This is a genomic window from Kitasatospora sp. NPDC090308 (genome assembly GCF_044769485.1).
Lineage (GTDB): Bacteria > Actinomycetota > Actinomycetes > Streptomycetales > Streptomycetaceae > Kitasatospora > Kitasatospora fiedleri.
On record NZ_JBIVXY010000017.1, the window covers coordinates 1 to 17,617 of the forward strand.

The 17,617-nt window shown below is 73.5% G+C and carries 11 protein-coding genes; 5 read left to right on the forward strand and 6 right to left on the reverse strand.

The features are described from left to right. Positions 1 to 239: 239 nt before the first annotated feature. Positions 240 to 1,010, forward strand: a complete 771-nt coding sequence (locus ACIQVD_RS29205; protein ID WP_402292211.1) for a phosphatase PAP2 family protein — start codon at positions 240 to 242, stop codon at positions 1,008 to 1,010. Positions 1,011 to 1,018: 8 nt separating this feature from the next. On the opposite strand, the gene ACIQVD_RS29210 is transcribed toward ACIQVD_RS29205, so the two are convergent. The 6 genes from ACIQVD_RS29210 to ACIQVD_RS29235 all read right to left on the reverse strand — a co-directional run bounded on the left by ACIQVD_RS29210 (position 1,019) and on the right by ACIQVD_RS29235 (position 8,028). Continuing rightward, positions 1,019 to 1,876 (reverse strand): winged helix-turn-helix domain-containing protein, encoded by an 858-nt coding sequence (locus tag ACIQVD_RS29210; RefSeq protein ID WP_402292212.1) that lies wholly within the window; start codon positions 1,874 to 1,876, stop codon positions 1,019 to 1,021. A 169-nt stretch (positions 1,877 to 2,045) separates the two neighbouring features. After that, positions 2,046 to 3,053 (reverse strand): ABC transporter permease subunit, encoded by a 1,008-nt coding sequence (locus ACIQVD_RS29215; RefSeq protein WP_402292213.1) that lies wholly within the window; start codon positions 3,051 to 3,053, stop codon positions 2,046 to 2,048. Further along, positions 3,050 to 3,955, reverse strand: coding sequence for an ABC transporter ATP-binding protein (locus ACIQVD_RS29220; RefSeq protein ID WP_402292214.1), 906 nt, complete (start codon positions 3,953 to 3,955; stop codon positions 3,050 to 3,052). Before ACIQVD_RS29220 ends, ACIQVD_RS29215 begins: the two co-directional genes overlap by 4 nt. Then, a complete protein-coding gene (locus tag ACIQVD_RS29225) occupies positions 3,952 to 4,341 on the reverse strand; it encodes a GntR family transcriptional regulator (protein WP_402292215.1) in 390 nt (129 codons plus the stop codon). The genes ACIQVD_RS29220 and ACIQVD_RS29225 overlap by 4 nt, the downstream gene beginning before the upstream one ends. A gap of 172 nt (positions 4,342 to 4,513) precedes the next feature. After that, the gene (locus ACIQVD_RS29230) at positions 4,514 to 5,068 is read right to left on the reverse strand and encodes an acetate uptake transporter (protein ID WP_402292216.1); all 555 of its coding nucleotides are present in this window, start codon (positions 5,066 to 5,068) and stop codon (positions 4,514 to 4,516) included. Positions 5,069 to 5,370: 302 nt separating this feature from the next. Next, complete coding sequence (locus ACIQVD_RS29235; protein ID WP_400690272.1) at positions 5,371 to 8,028, reverse strand: SpoIIE family protein phosphatase; 2,658 nt, start codon at positions 8,026 to 8,028, stop codon at positions 5,371 to 5,373. Between the two features lie 414 nt (positions 8,029 to 8,442). Between ACIQVD_RS29235 and ACIQVD_RS29240 the strand changes: the two genes are divergently transcribed. The 4 genes from ACIQVD_RS29240 to ACIQVD_RS29255 all read left to right on the forward strand — a co-directional run bounded on the left by ACIQVD_RS29240 (position 8,443) and on the right by ACIQVD_RS29255 (position 17,600). Then, positions 8,443 to 12,906: a HAMP domain-containing protein gene (locus ACIQVD_RS29240; RefSeq protein ID WP_100840724.1), complete on the forward strand. Its 4,464-nt coding sequence runs from the start codon at positions 8,443 to 8,445 to the stop codon at positions 12,904 to 12,906. Positions 12,907 to 13,107: 201 nt separating this feature from the next. Continuing rightward, positions 13,108 to 13,743 (forward strand): response regulator, encoded by a 636-nt coding sequence (locus ACIQVD_RS29245; RefSeq protein ID WP_402292268.1) that lies wholly within the window; start codon positions 13,108 to 13,110, stop codon positions 13,741 to 13,743. Between the two features lie 121 nt (positions 13,744 to 13,864). Next, positions 13,865 to 16,585 (forward strand): DNA translocase FtsK, encoded by a 2,721-nt coding sequence (locus tag ACIQVD_RS29250; RefSeq protein ID WP_402292217.1) that lies wholly within the window; start codon positions 13,865 to 13,867, stop codon positions 16,583 to 16,585. Positions 16,586 to 16,742: 157 nt separating this feature from the next. After that, positions 16,743 to 17,600, forward strand: a complete 858-nt coding sequence (locus tag ACIQVD_RS29255; protein ID WP_402292218.1) for a helix-turn-helix domain-containing protein — start codon at positions 16,743 to 16,745, stop codon at positions 17,598 to 17,600. Positions 17,601 to 17,617: the final 17 nt, after the last annotated feature.

Sequence of the window (17,617 nt, forward strand, 5' to 3'; positions counted from 1 at the left end):
CGCCGATGGTACTGCAGGGGGGACCCTGTGGGAGAGTAGGACGCCGCCGAACAATCTTTGTGGGAAAGCCCCCTGACGGGATGTCAGGGGGCTTTTTCGCGTTCCCGGGAACGGGCGGGTAGCCTTCGCCAATGCAGAACCTGACGTTGACGTGGCAAACCTCGGCCGGTGCCTCCGTGGCGCTGTACGCTGCGGCGTTCGCGGTCAGGCGAGGGGTGGCTCGGCGGGCCGGCGGGGAGGTGCGGCGGCTTCGGGCGGGGGTGGCGGCGGACGCGCTGCGGGAGGCGGGGACGCTGCTGGCGTTGTTCGCGCTGTGGCAGGTGGTGGGGCACCTGTCGTTGGTGGGCACCGGCCACGCGTTGGAGCGGGCGGAGTGGATCCACCGGACGGAGGGGGAGTTCGGGCTGCCGGACGAGGCGTCGTGGCAGCGGGCGGTGGTGGGGCATCCGTGGCTGGTGCAGGGGGCGAACTACTACTACGCGACCATGCACTTCGGCGTGATGCTGGTGGTGCTGCTCTGGCTGTTCCTGCGGCACCGGGCGCGGTACGCGTGGGTGCGGACCACGGTGGTGGCGACCACGGCGGTGTGCCTGCTGATCCAGTTCATCCCGGTGGCGCCGCCGCGGATGCTGCCGGGCAGCGGGTTCGTCGACCTGGCGGAGCAGTACGGGCAGTCGGTGTACGGCAGCGCGGTCGCGGGGGTGGTGGCGGACCAGCTGTCGGCGATGCCCTCGGTGCACGTGGCGTGGTGCGTGATCGCGGCGGTGGCGGTGGTCTCGGTGGCGCGCGGGCCGTGGCGGTGGCTGATGGTGCTGCACCCGGTGGTGACGGTGTGGGTGGTCGTGGTGACGGCGAACCACTTCTGGGCGGACGGCCTGGTGGCGGTGGTGATCCTGCTGACCGTGTACCTGGTGCAGGCGGCGGTCTCGGGGTGGCGCCAGAAGGAGGAGGACGGGCCGCAGGCCGCGGCGTCGGGGCCGGGGGAGCGGGAGCCCAGCGCGGCCCGGTAGGCCGGAGGTCAGCCGGGCTGGGCGGAGAGCAGGGCTTCGGCGAGGGCGGTGCGGTAGTAGCGGCCGGTGGTGGTGCCGGCGATCAGGCGGGCGTCGAGCAGGACGGTGAGGTGGTCGTCGACGGCGGCCGGGCCGAGGCCGGTGAGGGCGGCCAGCTGGGTGGTGTCGCGCGGGCGGTCGAGGCCGGCCAGGAGTTCGGCGCGGGCGCTGCCGAGCAGGCGGCCCAGGCTGGCGGGCGGAGTGCGCGGGCCGGGGACGGGGGCGGCCGAGGTCGGGTAGACGAGGGCGAGCCGGTTGCGCGTCTCGTCCGGGCAGAGCCAGCCGTGGCGGGCGCTGGTGGGGACGAGCAGCAGTTCGGGGGAGGGGTGCGGGGGCGGCGGGAGGTCGGGGGCGGTGAGGCGCAGGCGGCCGTCGGGGAGCCAGCGGTGGTGCGGGCCGGGGTGGGGGAGGGCGGCGGGCCAGCCGTGGCGTTCGGCGCGTTCGCGGCGGGCGGTGAGGTCGGCGCGGAAGGCGCGCAGGCGGGCGGGCCATTCGGGGCGGACGACGTGCTGCCACGTCCAGTCGAGGAGTTCGGTGAGGTCCGGTGGCAGGTCGGTGCCGGTGAGGTCGAGCAGCCGGGGGTCGGCGTCCGGGTCGGGGACGGGCAGGCGCAGTTCGCCGGGCCAGTCGGAGGCTTGGCGGGCGCTGGGCCGGGGGGCGGGTTGCCGGGTGGCCGCGAGGTGGGCCCGGAAGGCGGGTTGGTGGGTGGCGAGCCAGCCGCGGCGCCACGGCTCGGGGCGGATCTCGGCGAGGATGCCGACCGCGGCGACCGTCTCGACCAGGGGTGAGAGCGCGAAACGGCATGCGGCGAGGGACTCCGTGCCCACCAGCCAATGACCCATCCGTTCCCCTCCGCACGCCGACAGTAGCAACCCGAGGTGAACGGGTCAGGCGATTGCGGGAGGTGCGGGGCGGACGGGAGCGGCGGCCGGAGCGGACTGGCCGGTCCGGCCGCCGCGAGTACGGGCGGGCAGGCGGGTGCGGGCGGGTGGTGCGTCAGCCGCGGCGGCGCAGACCCCACGCAGTGAGGGCGGCGAGGGCGGCGGCCAGGACGAGGTACAGCCCGGTCTCGGCGAGTTGGAACGTCCAGTAGCGGTCGGCCGGCTGGTAGTCGACGGCGACGTACAGGTCGGACTTCTTCAGGCATCCGAGGTCCGGGAGGAGGCCGGCGGAGCCCGTGCAGGGCTGGGTGCCGAGGGTGAGGACGCGGCCCGTCGCGTCGCGGACCGGCTGCGGGGCGGCGCCGGTGAGCACCCAGCCGTCGGGGATCTCGAGGACGGCGATCATCCGGGAGTCGGGGGCGAGGGTGGAGCCCTCGAAGCCCGCCATCCGGGCGCTGCCGACCGGGACGGCGCCCAGCGAGGTGAGTGCGTGGACGGGCTGCTGGAGGTGCGGGCGGACGGCCAGCGGCACCAGGACCTGGACGGCGGCGAAGACGGCCAGGGTGACGGCCGCCGCGGCGAGGGTGCGGCGCAGGAACAGACCGGCGCAGGCCCCGAGCGCGACGGCGAACGCGGCGTAGCCGAGCGGGACGAGGCCGCGCAGGTCGAACAGCAGCGGGTGGAAGCGGTCGTGGTCGCGTTGGTCGAAGGGGACGGCGTACCAGGTGACCAGCAGGCTGAGCAGTCCGGTGACGAGGACGGCTGCCGCGGTGGTGATCAGCAGCCTGCCGGCCAGCCAGCGGCCGCGGTGGACGCTCTGGGTCCAGGCCAGCCGGTGGGTGCCGGTCTCCAGTTCGCGGGCGATCAGCGGGGCGCCCCAGAACGCGCCGATCAGCGCGGGGGCGAGCAGGACGAGCGCGCCGGCGGCCAGGTACGCGTTCTGGTGGCTCTGGAGCAGCCGGTCCGCGTCGACGCACCGGCCGTCCGCGCAGCCGACGGGCAGCCCGCGGAGGCCGTCGCGCAGCCGGAGCCCGCTCACCACCAGGTAGCCGGAGGTGACGGCGAGCAGGGCGGCGGCGGTCAGGAACTGGGCGCGGTACTGGCGCCAGGTCAGCCAGGTCATCGTTGCGGCTCCGGGACGGGGCGGGGGGCGGCGGGTTCGGGTCCGGGGTCGGGTTCGGACGGGTGGGACAGCAGGTGCAGGACCAGGTCCTCCAGGCCGAGCGGTTCCATCACCCAGGACGGGTCGTCGACGGGGCCCTCGGCGCGGACGGTGAAGGTGCTCTGGCGCCCGGTGTGTTCGGCCCGCAGGACGTGCATCCCGGCGGGCAGGGTGTCGGCGCCGCGGCGGGTGGTGGTGAGTCGGAAGTGGGTGGCGAGCAGGTCGTCGGTGCCGCCCTCGGCGCGGACCCGGGAGTCGGCGAGCACGACCAGGCGGTCGCAGACCCGTTCCAGGTCGGAGAGCAGGTGGGAGGAGAGCACCACGGTGGTCTGCGGTTCGGACTCGGCGACGAACTCCATCAGACCCTGCAGGAAGACGCGCCGGGCCAGCGGGTCGAGGGCGGCCACCGGTTCGTCCAGGAGCAGGAGTTCGGGCCGCTTGGCGACGGCCAGGGTGAGGGCGAGCTGGGCGCGCCCGCCGCCGGAGAGGCGGCCGGCCTTCTGCGCGGGGTCGAGGCCGAACTGCCGGACGCGGCGGGCGGCGAGGGCGGCGTCCCAGCGGGGGTTGAGCTTCGCGCCCATCCGCAGGTGGTCGGCGACGGAGAGCCCGGCGTACACGGGGGTGTCCTGGGCGACGAAGCCGACCCGGGCGAGTCGGCCGGGCGGGGCGCCGAACACCTCGATGCTGCCGCTGGTGGGGGTGAGCAGGCCGCAGGCGAGTTGCAGCAGGGTGGACTTGCCGGCGCCGTTCGGGCCGACCAGGCCGACGACGCTCCTGGCGGGGACGCTCAGCGTGCAGTCGGTGAGGGCCGGGCGGCGGCCGTAGCGCTTGTGCAGCGCCCGGGCTTCGACGATCGCGGTCATCGTTCCTCTTCGGTGGGGCTTCGGACGGTCTGGCGGAACAGTGCCTCGATGGACTCCTCGTCCAGCCCGGCGGCCCGGGCGGCGGTCAGCCAGCGGCGCAACTCCCTTCGCAACGGCTCGTGTTCGGACACGGCGGGGGTGCCGAGGGTGCCGGTGACAAAGGTGCCGACGCCCGGTTTGGGGGAGACCAGTCCTTCGTTCTCCAGCTGGCGGTACGCCTTGAGCACGGTGTTGGGGTTGATCGCGACCTTCGCCGCGACCTCCTTGACCTTGGGCAGCCGGTCCCCCTCGGACAGTAGGCCCAGCCGCAGCGCCTGCCGCACCTGGTGGACCAGTTGCAGGTAGGGGGCGACGCCGGACCGGGGCTCGATGTGGAACTCGATCACCGCAACCTCATTTATCTAGGTTCCTAGCACTATGGAACTGGCGGTCTGTCGGACTGTCAAGTCCTTTCTTCGGAGAGGCAGTTGACCTGCGGACATGCCGGAGCCCGGGCGCCGTGGGGGTGGCGTCCGGGCTCCGGGGTGAACGGTGGTGCGGTGGTGCGCGGTGCGGTGGTTACCTGACCGGGAGGGCGACCCGGCCCCAGCGGCCGTCGGTCAGGGCGGCGGTGGCCGAGTACCAGGCGGCGAGGCCGGCGACGGCGGCGATCCAGCCGCCGACCTTGGCCCAGCCGGAGGCGTCGGCGAAGGCTCCGATGGCGCTGAGCACCAGGGAGACCGTCAGCAGGCCGTACACCGCGCGGGTGAGCAGGCCGGCGCCCCAGGAGGCGGCGGTCAGGGTGAGCGCCAGCAGCGCCCACAGCAGCAGGAACAGGCCTGCGGTGTTCTTGCCGGCCGGGCCGGCGGCGGCCCAGGTCGCCCAGAAGGCGCCCAGGGCGGTGAACGCGGTGCCGCTGAAGCGGTCGCCGCCGCGGAACTGCCAGAGGCCGGCGACGAACAGCGTCACGCCGCCGACCAGGTTGGCCAGCGTGGCGGCGCCGCCGGCCGAGGTGCCGCTGAGGACACCCGTGCCGAGCAGGCCGTACGCCAGCAGGGTCAGACCGAGGGCCAGGTAACCGAGCGGACCCGCGTCAGCGGATCGGACGTTCGCCCCGGGGGCTTCGTTGCTCACCGGAGGCTCCTTTCACTCTGCGCCAGGGCATGGCGGGATCACGGTGAAAAGTGGGGTGTGCGGAGGTGGTGCCGAGTGCCGGGTCGTGGGCGCACCGAAGAGAGGGTGCGGCGGCTGCGGCGAGTGAGAGAACCGGCGGCCGAGCCGCTGGTCGTGCCCTCCGGGGTGGAAGCCCCCGGTGCTTGCGGTGTACCCGGCCGCCGGGTTCCGTACCCGCGCGCCTCACGCAGGATGAGCAAGTGTGAGCAAACCGTGACCGGTTCTGACACCGGCCCGTAACCGGTTCGAAAACCGGTGATCGGTCAGCTCTGCCGCTGGGTCGGGATGCGCAGGGTCAGGATGGCCATGTCGTCGGACGGCGGCTCGGGCGCGAACCGCTCCACCGCCCGGTGCACCCGGGCCGCGACGGCGCCCGCGGTCAGGCCCGCGCAGCCGGTCAGCACCTCGGCCAGGCCGTCGTCGCCGAGCATCCGGCGGCCCTCCCGGCGCTCGGTCACGCCGTCCGTCACGCACAGCAGCACCTCGCCCGGGGCGAGGATCAACTCCTCGGCGACGAGGTCGAGTTCGTCCATCACGCCGAGCAGCGGCTGCGGCGAGGCGGCCTGGTCGACCTGTCCGTCGGTGCGCAGCCGCAGCGGCAGCGGGTGGCCGGCGCAGACCAGCGACAGGACGGTCGAGCCGTCCTCGCGGGGCGTCAGCTCGCCGTAGAGCAGGGTGAGGAAGCGGGCCCGGCTGCCCTCGTCCAGGATCGCGGCGTTCAGCCGGGTGAGCACCTGCGGGGCGTCGAGGCCCTCGCGGGCCAGCAGGCGCAGCGAGTTGCGGGCCAGGCCGGTGACCGAGGCGGCCTCGGGGCCGGTGCCGCAGACGTCGCCGATGGCGAAGCCGTAGGTGCCCTCGCGGATCGGGAACAGGTCGTAGAAGTCGCCGCCGACCTCGTTGCCCTCGCCCGCGGCCTGGTAGAAGACCTCCACCTCGACGCCGGGGATCTTCGGCAGCTCCGGCGGCAGCAGGGCGCGCTGGAACGCCTGGCTGATCGCGGTGCGCTCCGAGTACAGGCGCGAGTTGTCCAGCGCCAGGGCGGCCCGGCGGGAGAGGTCCTCGCCGAGTTCCAGGATCTCCTGGCGGAACCGGACGCCGTGCCGGGTGCCGAGCACCAGCAGGCCGATCACGCGGTTGCGGGCGGACAGCGGCATCACCACCGTCTCGCCCAGCTCCGGCCCGACCGGGTGGCCGAGGGCCCGGGCGGTCTCGGCGGGCGCGGACCACGGGCGGGCGCCCGGGCTGGGCACCGCCTCCGGGGCGGGGGACTTGTCGAGCAGGGCGCGCAGCGCGTCGATCCGGTCCTCGTCCTCGTGCAGCACGAAGGCGAGTTCGGCGCCGGCCGCGGCGTCCGTGCCGGTGGTGTAGACGGCGCACCAGGAGGAGAGGGTGGGGACGGCCATCTGCGCCATCAGGGCGAGCGTCTGCTCGTGCTCCAGGGTGCCCGCGAGCAGGTCGGAGGCCTCCACCAGGAAGGACAGCGAGCCGCGCCGCAGCCGCTCCAGCTCGCCGAGCCGGGCGCTCTCCAGGGCCAGCGCGATCCGGTCGGCGGCGAACTGCAGGCGCAGTGCGTCCTCGTTGTCGTAGCGGCCGGGGGCGGCCGCGGCCACCCCGAGCGAACCGGTCAGCCGGCCCTCGACCTTGAGCGGGACGGTGATCAGCGAGCGCAGGTCGGTGCCGTCGAGCAGCGGGGCGGCGCCGGTGGGGCGGACCGCGAGGTCCTCGTGGACGGCGGGCAGCCGGGCCGAGTCGAAGCGGCCGGCCCCGGCGTCGATCGGCAGCCGGGAGAAGCGGCGGGCCGGGCCGGCCAGGCCGGTGGCGGCGCGCAGTTCGAACTCGGTCTCGTCCTCGCTGGTGAGCAGCAGGTAGGAGGCGTCGGCGTCGAGCAGGTCGCGGGCCCGCTCGACGATCCGCTGCAGCAGGCTGGACAGGTCGTCGGGGGAGACCGGGCCGACCAGCAGGTCCAGCGGCTCGACGGCGGTGCCGGCGCTCTCCACGGCGGCCCCGGGGGTGCCGGGGCTGCGCAGCACCGCGCGGTCGGCCTCCCGGACCAGCACGCACAGCACGGTCGGGGTGCCCTGGCTGTCGCGCAGCCGCACGTGGGTGCCGTACACCTCCTGCACCGCGCCGTCACCGCCGCGCACCGCGTACGAGCCCTCCCAGCGGGCCAGCCGCAGGGTGTCGCCGAGGCCGAGGCCGGGGGTCTGCGGCCAGACGGCCAGTTCGGCCCAGGGGCGGCCGAACACGGCGTCCGCCGGCCGGTGGAAGAGCGTCTCGGCGTCGGCGTTCCAGTGCCGGACCCGCCCGTGGTCGTCGAGCTGCACCACGGCGACCCGGACCGGGCCGTCCGTGGTCGGCAGCTCGCCGCCGGGCAGGCTGGGCAGCGCGTACCGGGTGCCGGGCCGCTGCTCGGGCAGGGCGAGCCGGAACCAGACGGTCTTGCGGCCGGCCGCGTACTCCACGCCCCAGCTGCTGGACAGCGCCGAGCACATCAGCAGGCCGCGGCCGCCCTCGCCGTCCGGGTCGGCGTAGCGCTGCGAGTTCATCGTCACATTGGCGAAGGAGGGCAGGCCGCGCTCCGGGTGCCGGTCGCTGACCTCGATCCGGACGGTGTCCTCCTCGCGCAGGCAGGCCACCTCGGCGGCCGTCCCGGCGTGCACCACGGCGTTCGTGACCAGCTCGCTGACCAGCACCACGGCGTCGTCCACCACCTCGGGCACGCCCCAGCCGAGCAGGGCGTCCCGGACGAAGCCGCGGGCCGCGGCGGCCGACCGGTCGACCGGTTCGAAGGTGGCGGCTGCGCGCGCGGTGACCACGGCCACGGCTCCTCTGCTGCTGGTCCGGCGGACGGTCCGGGCGGACGGTTCGGGCGGTACTGCGGGCGCGGGGCGGCGTCGCCTCGGCCCGGTGCGGCCCTCCACCCTACTTTCCGGTTGGTACCCAGCGGGGCCGGGGCGTCGAAACAGGCACCTGGGGGTGATTTCGTTCACCACTTTCCCTGCTCGCCGGGAAAACCCCGGGCAACCGGTCCGACACCGGCTGCCGGTGCTGCCACACTGGGGGGTCCGCGTGCCGTCACCGCCGCAGTACGGTCGACAGGGACGGCGCGGGAGCCGACCGGCCGGACGCCGATCCTCCCGCGGCGGTGAACCGAGTCAGGACCTGGGAGGGCCCCGTTGAGTTCGGCGACCAAGGACGTGTCCGGTACGACGACCGCCGCTGCGCGCGGCGCCCGCCCGGTGCCGCCGTCGCGGGCCGGCGGCGGGCGGCGCCCGGGGCCGGGGCGCGGCGCGGAGCCCGCGGAGCTGCGCAAGCTGCTGACCGCGCTGACCGCGATGCGCGACGGCAACTTCCGGCGCCGGCTGACCTTCCCGGGCGACGGCCTGCTGGCCGAGATCGCCGCGGTGTTCAACGAGGTCGCCGAGCGCAACCAGCACCTCACCGGTGAACTGGCCCGGGTGCGGCGGGCGGTGGGCCGCGAGGGCCGGCTCTCGGAGCGGCTGGAGACCGGGGTCGGCGAGGGCGCCTGGATGGCGGCCGTGGACAACTGCAACGCGCTGATCGACGACCTGGCCCGGCCGATGGCCGAGGTCGGCCGGGTGCTGTCCTCGATCGCCGAGGGCGACCTGACCCAGACCATGGAGCTGCGCTCGCTGCACACCACCGGGGCGAGCTACCCGCTGCGCGGCGAGTTCCTGAAGGTCGGCCGGACGGTCAACGGCCTGGTCGACCAGCTGTCGGAGTTCACCGACGAGGTGACCCGGGTGGCGATCGAGGTCGGCACCGAGGGCAAGCTCGGCGGCCAGGCCCGGGTGCGCAGCGTCTCCGGCTCCTGGAAGGACCTGTCGGACTCGGTCAACACCATGGCGGGCCGGCTGACCGCGCAGGTGCGCAACATCGCCGAGGTGACCACCGCGGTGGCCCGCGGCGACCTGTCGCGCAAGGTCACCGTCGACGTCGACGGCGAGATGCTGGAGCTGAAGAACACCGTCAACACCATGGTGGACCAGCTCAACTCGTTCGCCGCGCAGGTCACCACGGTGGCCCGCGACGTGGGCACCGAGGGCCGGCTCGGCGGCCAGGCGCAGGTGTCGGGCGTGGCCGGCGTGTGGCGCGACCTCACCGACTCGGTGAACTTCATGGCCGCCAACCTGACCGCGCAGGTCCGCAACATCGCCGAGGTGACCACCGCGGTCGCCAAGGGCGACCTGTCGCGCAAGATCGAGGTCGACGCCCGGGGCGAGATCCTGGAGCTGAAGAACACCATCAACACGATGGTCGACCAGCTGTCCGGGTTCGCCGAGCAGGTGACCCGGGTGGCGCGCGCGGTGGGCACCGAGGGCATCCTCGGCGGGCAGGCCCAGGTGCCGGGGGTGGCCGGCGTCTGGAAGGACCTGACCGAGAACGTCAACTCGATGGCGAACAACCTGACCAGCCAGGTCCGCAACATCGCGCAGGTCACCACCGCGGTCGCCAGGGGCGACCTGTCGCAGAAGATCCAGGTGGACGCCCGGGGCGAGATCCTGGAGCTGACGAACACCATCAACACCATGGTCGACCAGCTCTCCTCGTTCGCCGACGAGGTGACCCGGGTCGCCCGGGACGTCGGCACCGAGGGCATCCTGGGCGGCCAGGCCAGCGTGCCCGGGGTCTCCGGCACCTGGAAGGACCTCACCAACTCGGTGAACCTGATGGCCAACAACCTGACCAGCCAGGTGCGTTCGATCGCCGAGGTGACCACCGCGGTGGCCCGCGGCGACGTCTCCAAGAAGATCACCGTCGACGCGAAGGGCGAGATCCGCGAGCTCGTCACCACCGTCAACACCATGGTCGAGCAGCTGTCCGCGTTCGCCGACGAGGTCACCCGCGTCGCCCGCGAGGTCGGCACCGACGGCATCCTGGGCGGCCAGGCCCGGGTCTCCGGCGTCTCCGGCATCTGGCGCGACCTGACCGACAACGTCAACCTGATGGCGTCCAACCTGACCAGCCAGGTCCGCAACATCGCCGAGGTCGCCTCCGCGGTGGCCCGCGGCGACCTGTCCAAGAAGATCGCCATCGACGCGGCCGGCGAGGTCGCCGCGCTGGCCGGCACCCTGAACACCATGGTCGACCAGCTGTCGGCCTTCGCCGTCGAAGTCACCCGCGTCGCCCGCGAGGTGGGCACCGACGGCATCCTGGGCGGCCAGGCCGGCGTCCCGGGCGTGGCCGGGATCTGGAAGGACCTGACCGAGAACGTCAACCTGATGGCCAACAACCTCACCGGCCAGGTCCGCAACATCGCCCTGGTGATCACCGCGGTGGCCCGCGGCGACCTCTCGCAGAAGATCGACGTCGACGCCCGCGGCGAGATCCTGGAGCTCAAGACCAGCATCAACACCATGGTCGACCAGCTCGGCGCGTTCGCCGACGAGGTCACCCGGGTGGCCCGCGAGGTCGGCACCGACGGCCGGCTCGGCGGCCAGGCCCGCGTCCCCGGCGTGGCCGGCACCTGGCAGGACCTCACCGAGTCGGTGAACGAGCTGGCCAACAACCTGACCCGGCAGGTGCGCGCGATCGCCCAGGTCGCCACCGCCGTCACCCGGGGCGACCTGTCACCCCGGATCAACGTGGACGCGTCCGGCGAGCTCGACGAGCTCAAGGACAACATCAACCAGATGATCGCCAACCTGCGCGAGACCACCCGGACCAACAAGGAGCAGGACTGGCTCAAGTCCAACCTGGCCCGGATGTCCGGCCTGCTCCAGGGCCGCCGCGACCTGTCCGCCGTCGCCTCGCTGATCATGAGCGAGCTGACCCCGGTGGTCTCCGCCCAGCACGGCGCCTTCTTCCTCGCCCAGCCCGCCGGGCGCACCGCCGAACTCGTCACCGAGGACGACGACGAGAACGACATCGTGCTGCGCCTGATCGGCTCCTACGGCTACCACCGGCGCACCATGCCCACCACCTTCCGGCTCGGCGAGGGCCTGATCGGGCAGGCCGCCGTGGAGAAGCGGCCGATCGTGCTCAAGGAGACCCCGCCCGGCTACCTGAAGATCTCCTCCGGCCTCGGCGAGTCCTCCCCGGCGCACGTGGTGGTGATGCCGGTGCTGTTCGAGGGCCGGCTGCTCGGCGTGATCGAACTGGCCACCTTCTCCAGCTTCACCACCGTCGCGCTGGACTTCCTGAACCAGATCGCCGACCAGATCGGCGTCACCGTCAACACCATCTCGGTCAACACCAAGACCGAGGGCCTGCTGCTGGAGTCCCAGCGGCTGACCGCCGAACTCTCGATGCGATCCGCCGAGTTGGAGGCCCGCCAGGAGGAACTGGAGCGTACCAACGAGGAGTTGCAGGAGAAGGCCGAGCAACTCGCCCAGCAGAACCGCGACATCGAGATCAAGAACAGCGAGATCGAGGAGGCCCGGCAGATCCTGGAGGAGCGCGCCGAGCAGCTCGCCCTGGCCTCCCGCTACAAGAGCGAGTTCCTCGCCAACATGTCGCACGAGCTGCGCACCCCGCTCAACTCGCTGCTGATCCTGGCCAAGCTGCTCTCCGACAACAACGAGGGCAACCTGTCGGCCAAGCAGGTCGAGTTCGCCGAGACCATCCACGGCGCGGGCAGCGACCTGCTCCAGCTGATCAACGACATCCTCGACCTGTCCAAGGTCGAGGCGGGCAAGATGGACGTCCGCCCGGCCCGGATCGCGCTCGTCCAGCTGGTCGACTACGTGGAGGCCGCGTTCCGGCCGCTGGCCGCCGAGAAGAACCTGGACTTCGCGGTCCGGGTCTCCCCGGACCTGCCGGTCACCCTGCACACCGACGAGCAGCGCCTCCAGCAGGTGCTGCGCAACCTGCTGTCCAACGCGGTGAAGTTCACCGACGCCGGCGCGGTCGAGCTGATGATCCGCCCGGTGGCCGGCCAGGAGATCCCGCAGCACGTGCGCGAGCAGCTGCTGGAGTCCGGCACCATGGCCGACCCGGACGAGCCGCTGATCGCCTTCTCGGTCTCCGACACCGGCATCGGCATCCCCGGCAACAAGCTCCGGGAGATCTTCGAGGCGTTCAAGCAGGCCGACGGCGGCACCAGCCGCAAGTACGGCGGCACCGGCCTGGGCCTGTCGATCAGCCGGGAGATCGCCCGGCTGCTCGGCGGCGAGATCCACGTCGAGAGCGAGCTGGGCCGCGGCTCCGCCTTCACCCTCTACCTGCCGCTGCGCAGCGAGGGCCCCGAGCCGGTCACCCTGGAGCGCGGCGGCGCCCCGCGCGCCCTAGAAGCCCCCCGCACCCCCGCCGAGCAGTGGACCCAGGAGGCCCGCGGCCTGGTCGAGGAGCGCCGCCGCTCCACCGTCGAGCGCCGCCGCCCCGCCGACGCCCCCCGCCCGGCCGAGGAGACCGTCCCGCGCCAGGGCGAGCCGTCCCGCCCCGCCGCCGCCCCGCCGCGCTTCGACGGCGAGCGGGTGCTGATCGTCGACGACGACATCCGCAACGTGTTCGCCCTCACCAGCGTGCTGGAGCAGTACGGCCTGACCGTGCTGTACGCCGAGAACGGCCGCGAGGGCATCGAGATGCTGGAGCAGCACGAGGACGTCGCCCTGGTGCTGATGGACATCATGATGCCCGAGCTGGACGGCTACGCGACCACCGAGCAGATCCGCCGGATGCCCCGGTTCTCCGGCCTGCCGATCATCGCGCTGACCGCCAAGGCGATGAAGGGCGACCGCGAGAAGAGCCTCCAGGCGGGCGCCACCGACCACATCACCAAGCCGGTGGAGACCGACCACCTGCTGGCGGTGATGCGCCAGCACCTGCCTGTCAGGTGACCGCCGCCCGCGGGGGCCGCTCCGGCTGGCCCCCGCGGGCGGGAACCCGGTAGGGTCACCCGTCGTTGCCAACAGTGACCGTACGGTGACGCCCGGCACCGGGCCTGTGGCAGGCGAGGGGGTACGGCTAGCATGACCGGGGCAGTGATGGGCGGCACGAAGGTGCCGGCCCACGGGAAACAACCGGCAGGAGGGCGGGTCCTGGTGCAGAAGGCGAAGATCCTCCTGGTCGACGACCGTCCGGAGAACCTGCTCGCCCTGGAGGCGATCCTCTCCGCGCTCGACCAGACCCTGGTGCGCGCCTCCTCCGGCGAGGAAGCGCTCAAAGCTCTGCTCACCGACGACTTCGCGGTGATCCTGCTGGACGTCCAGATGCCCGGCATGGACGGGTTCGAGACCGCGGCGCACATCAAGCGCCGCGAGCGGACCAGGGACATCCCGATCATCTTCCTGACCGCGATCAACCACGGACCGCACCACACCTTCCGGGGCTACGCGGCCGGCGCGGTCGACTACATCTCCAAGCCCTTCGACCCGTGGGTGCTGCGGGCCAAGGTCTCCGTCTTCGTCGACCTGTACCAGAAGAACACCCAGCTCAAGGAGCAGGCCGCGCTGCTGCGCCTGCAACTGGAGGCGGGCGAGGAGCCGGCCATCGGCGGGGCGCTGCTCGGCGAGCTGTCGGCCCGGCTGGCCGCCGTCGAGGAGCAGGCCGAGGCGCTCACCAAGCAGCTCGACGCGGGCCCGGACGGCGGCGCCGCCGCCACCGCCGCGCACCTGGAGCGGAAGATCGCCGGCCTGCGCGGGGCGCTCGACGCGCTGCGCCCCGGCTCCCCCTGACGGGACGTCGGCGTCGCCCGTCCGGGTGGTTCCCGGGTGGCTGACGGCGCGTCGGCGACACAACCCGCCGAAGTGCGCCCGCGCATGTCCCCGGCCCGGGCGCGCCGGTAGGCTGCCCCCCATGGCCACACGAACGCCCGGAAGCGCCGCACGCACCAGCAAGCCCGGGCCGGCCAAGGGCGCGCCGGCCAAGAAGGCGCCCGCCAAGGCCGCCGCGGCCAAGGCGCCCGCCAGGAAGTCCCCGGCGAAGAAGGCCGCCCCGGCCCGGCGGGCCCCGGCCGCGCCGCCGCCCCCGCCGGCCCCGCCGAGGCGACCGATACTCTTCCGCGCCCTCCGCGCCCTCTGGCTGGGCCTGGCGCACCCGGTGGGCGCGCTGTTCCGCGGCTTCGGCCAGGGCGCCCGAAACCTGCACCCCGAGCACCGCAAGGACGGCGTGGCGCTGCTGCTGCTGGCGCTGGCCCTGGTGACCGCCGCCGGGACGTGGTTCAGCCCGCAGGGCTGGCTCGGGGAGGCCGCCACCAACGTGGTCTCCGGCCTGTTCGGCCGGCTCGACGTGCTGGTGCCGTTCCTGTTCGGCGCGCTCGCCGTCCGGCTGATGCGCCACCCCGAGCTCCCCGAGGCCAACGGCCGGATCGCGATCGGCCTGAGCACCCTGGTGGTCGGCGTCCTGGGCCTGGTGCACATCGGCTGCGGCGCGCCCGCGATGGGCGCCGGAGCCACGAGGATCCGGCAGGCCGGCGGGCTGATCGGCTGGGCCGCGTCCACCCCGATGATGGCCGCGGCCGGCCCGCCGCTGGCCGTCCCGCTGCTGCTGCTGGTCGCCTTCTTCGGCCTGCTGGTGGTCACCGCCACGCCCGTCAACCGCATCCCCGAGCGGCTGCGGCTGCTCGGCGTGCGCCTGGGCGTGGTCGAGCCGCTGCCCGGCGACCCGGAGGAGGCCGGGGCGTCCGACGCCGAGCGGGCCTACTCCACCGCCCCGCCCGAGGACGCCGACCCGGACGCGCTGCCGATCACCGTCGAGAGCGACGAGCTCTCCGCCCGCCGCCGGCGCCGCCGCCGCAAGGGCGAGGGCGACGGTGGCCTGGAGCCCACCGAGCCGCTCCCGCTGGAGAAGGACCCGTACCAGACCCGGGACATCGCGGCCGGGGTCGCCGCCGACCTGGACGGCGCGCTGCTGTACGGGGTGCCCGGCTCGCCCGCGGTGGCCAGCATGATCGGCCAGGTCAAGGACAACACCGCGCCCCCGGAGGAGCCCTGGACGCCCGAGGTGCCCGCCGCCCGGGCCGCGGACGCCCCGGCGGCCGCCCCCGGCGCCCCGGCCGCCCCCGAGGGCCACGGCGCCGCCCCGGCCCGGATGGAACAGCTCCGGCTCTCCGGCGACGTCACCTACGCGCTGCCCCCGCTGGACCTGCTGGAGCGCGGCGCCCCGGCCAAGGCCCGGTCCCAGACCAATGACGACGTGGTGGCCCAACTCAGCGGCGTGTTCGCCGAGTTCAAGGTCGACGCGCGGGTCACCGGCTTCACCCGCGGCCCGACGGTGACCCGCTACGAGGTCGAGCTCGGCCCCGCCGTGAAGGTCGAGCGGATCACCGCGCTGGCGAAGAACATCGCCTACGCGGTGGCCACCCCCGACGTGCGGATCATCTCGCCGATCCCCGGCAAGTCCGCGGTCGGCGTGGAGATCCCGAACCGGGACCGGGAGATGGTCACCCTCGGCGACCTGCTGCGCTCGCGCACCGCCGCCGAGGACACCCACCCGATGGTGGTCGGCATGGGCAAGGACGTCGAGGGCCACACCGTGATGGCCAACCTGGCGAAGATGCCGCACGTCCTGGTGGCCGGCGCCACCGGCGCGGGCAAGTCCTCCTGCATCAACTGCCTGATCACCTCGGTGCTGGTGCGCGCCACCCCCGACGAGGTCCGGATGGTGCTGGTCGACCCCAAGCGGGTCGAGCTGACCGCGTACGAGGGCATCCCGCACCTGATCACGCCGATCATCACCAACCCGAAGAAGGCCGCCGAGGCGCTCCAGTGGGTGGTGCGCGAGATGGACATGCGCTACGACGACCTGGCGGCCTACGGCTTCCGGCACGTCGACGACTTCAACGCCGCCGTCCGGGCCGGCACCGTGCAGCCGCCGCTCGGCAGCGAGCGCGAGCTGTCGCCCTACCCGTACCTGCTGGTGATCGTCGACGAGCTGGCCGACCTGATGATGGTCGCCCCGCGCGACGTCGAGGACTCGGTGGTCCGGATCACCCAGCTCGCCCGCGCCGCCGGCATCCACCTGGTGCTGGCCACCCAGCGCCCCTCGGTGGACGTGGTCACCGGCCTGATCAAGGCCAACGTGCCGTCCCGGCTGGCCTTCGCCACCTCGGCGATGGCCGACTCCCGGGTCATCCTCGACCAGCCCGGCGCGGAGAAGCTGATCGGCAAGGGCGACGCGCTGTTCCTGCCGATGGGCGCCTCCAAGCCGGTCCGGATGCAGGGCGCCTTCGTCACCGAGGCGGAGATCGCCAAGATCGTCCAGCACTGCAAGGACCAGCTGGCCGCCCGCTACCGCGACGACGTGGTGGTCGGCGGCGGCCCCAAGAAGGAGATCGACGAGGAGATCGGCGACGACCTCGACCTGCTGATCCAGGCCGCCGAGCTTGTCGTCACCACCCAGTTCGGCTCGACCTCGATGCTCCAGCGCAAGCTGCGGGTCGGCTTCGCCAAGGCGGGCCGGCTGATGGACCTGATGGAGTCCCGCGGCATCGTCGGCCCCAGCGAGGGCTCCAAGGCCCGCGACGTGCTGGTCAAGCCGGACGAACTGGACAGTGTACTGGTGACCCTCCGGGGGTAGGCGGCGGGCGGCCGCACGACCGGAGACCGCGGTGACCGCCCGTCAAGTTCTGTTGCGAGACTGTGGCACGTTCGGGCCCCCTCCGGTTGAGAAACGTTCCGCCCCCACCCCTAGACTGGTGCTTCAGCAGGTGGCCTCCGCTCGAAAGGCGTGCCCAGTGACCATCGGCAAGTCCCCCCGCAGTTCCGCCCCCGACGCCTCCGCGCCCGCCGCCGCCGAGGAGCCGAGCCGTACCTCCGGCGGGCCGAGCATCGGGCGGCTGCTCGCCAGGGCCCGGATCGACGCGGGCCTGACGGTCGACCAGGTCAGCACCCGGACCAGGATCCGGGTGCCGATCGTGCACGCCATCGAGTCCGACGACTTCGACCGCTGCGGCGGCGCCTTCTACGCCCGTGGCCACCTGCGGCTGCTGGCCCGCGAGGTCGGCCTGGACGGCGAGGCGCTGGTCGCCCGCTACGACGCCGAGCACGGCGGGGCGCCCGCGCCGACCGCCGGCCAGCTGATCGACTCCGGCCCGATCAAGGTCAAGGACCACAACCGGCCGAACTGGACCGCCGCGATGGTGGTGGCGATCCTCGCCGTGGTCATGCTGATCGGCTACAACCTGGTCGGCTCCTCGTCCTCCGCCGGCGACCAGCCCGGCGCGGCCAGCGCCCCGCTGCCCTCCGGCGTCCCCGCCCCGGCCACCGCCTCCCCGTCCGCGCAGCCGCCGGCCCCCGAGAGCAGCGTCGCCGCGATCGCCGCCGCGCCCGCCGACAAGGTCACCGTCAAGCTGGTCGCCGGGTCGGACAAGAGCTGGGTCACCGCCAAGGACGGCAACGGCAAGTCGCTCTACTCCAACAACCTGGAAGCCGGCCAGGACCAGACCTTCACCGACGCCAAGAAGATCACCCTGGTGATCGGCAACGCCGGGGCCGTCCACCTGTTCGTCAACGGCAAGGACCTCGGCCCGGCCGGTCAGGACGGCCAGGTCGTGCACCTCACCTACACCCCGGGCGACCCGCAGGCGGGCTGAATCGGGACGATCCGCCC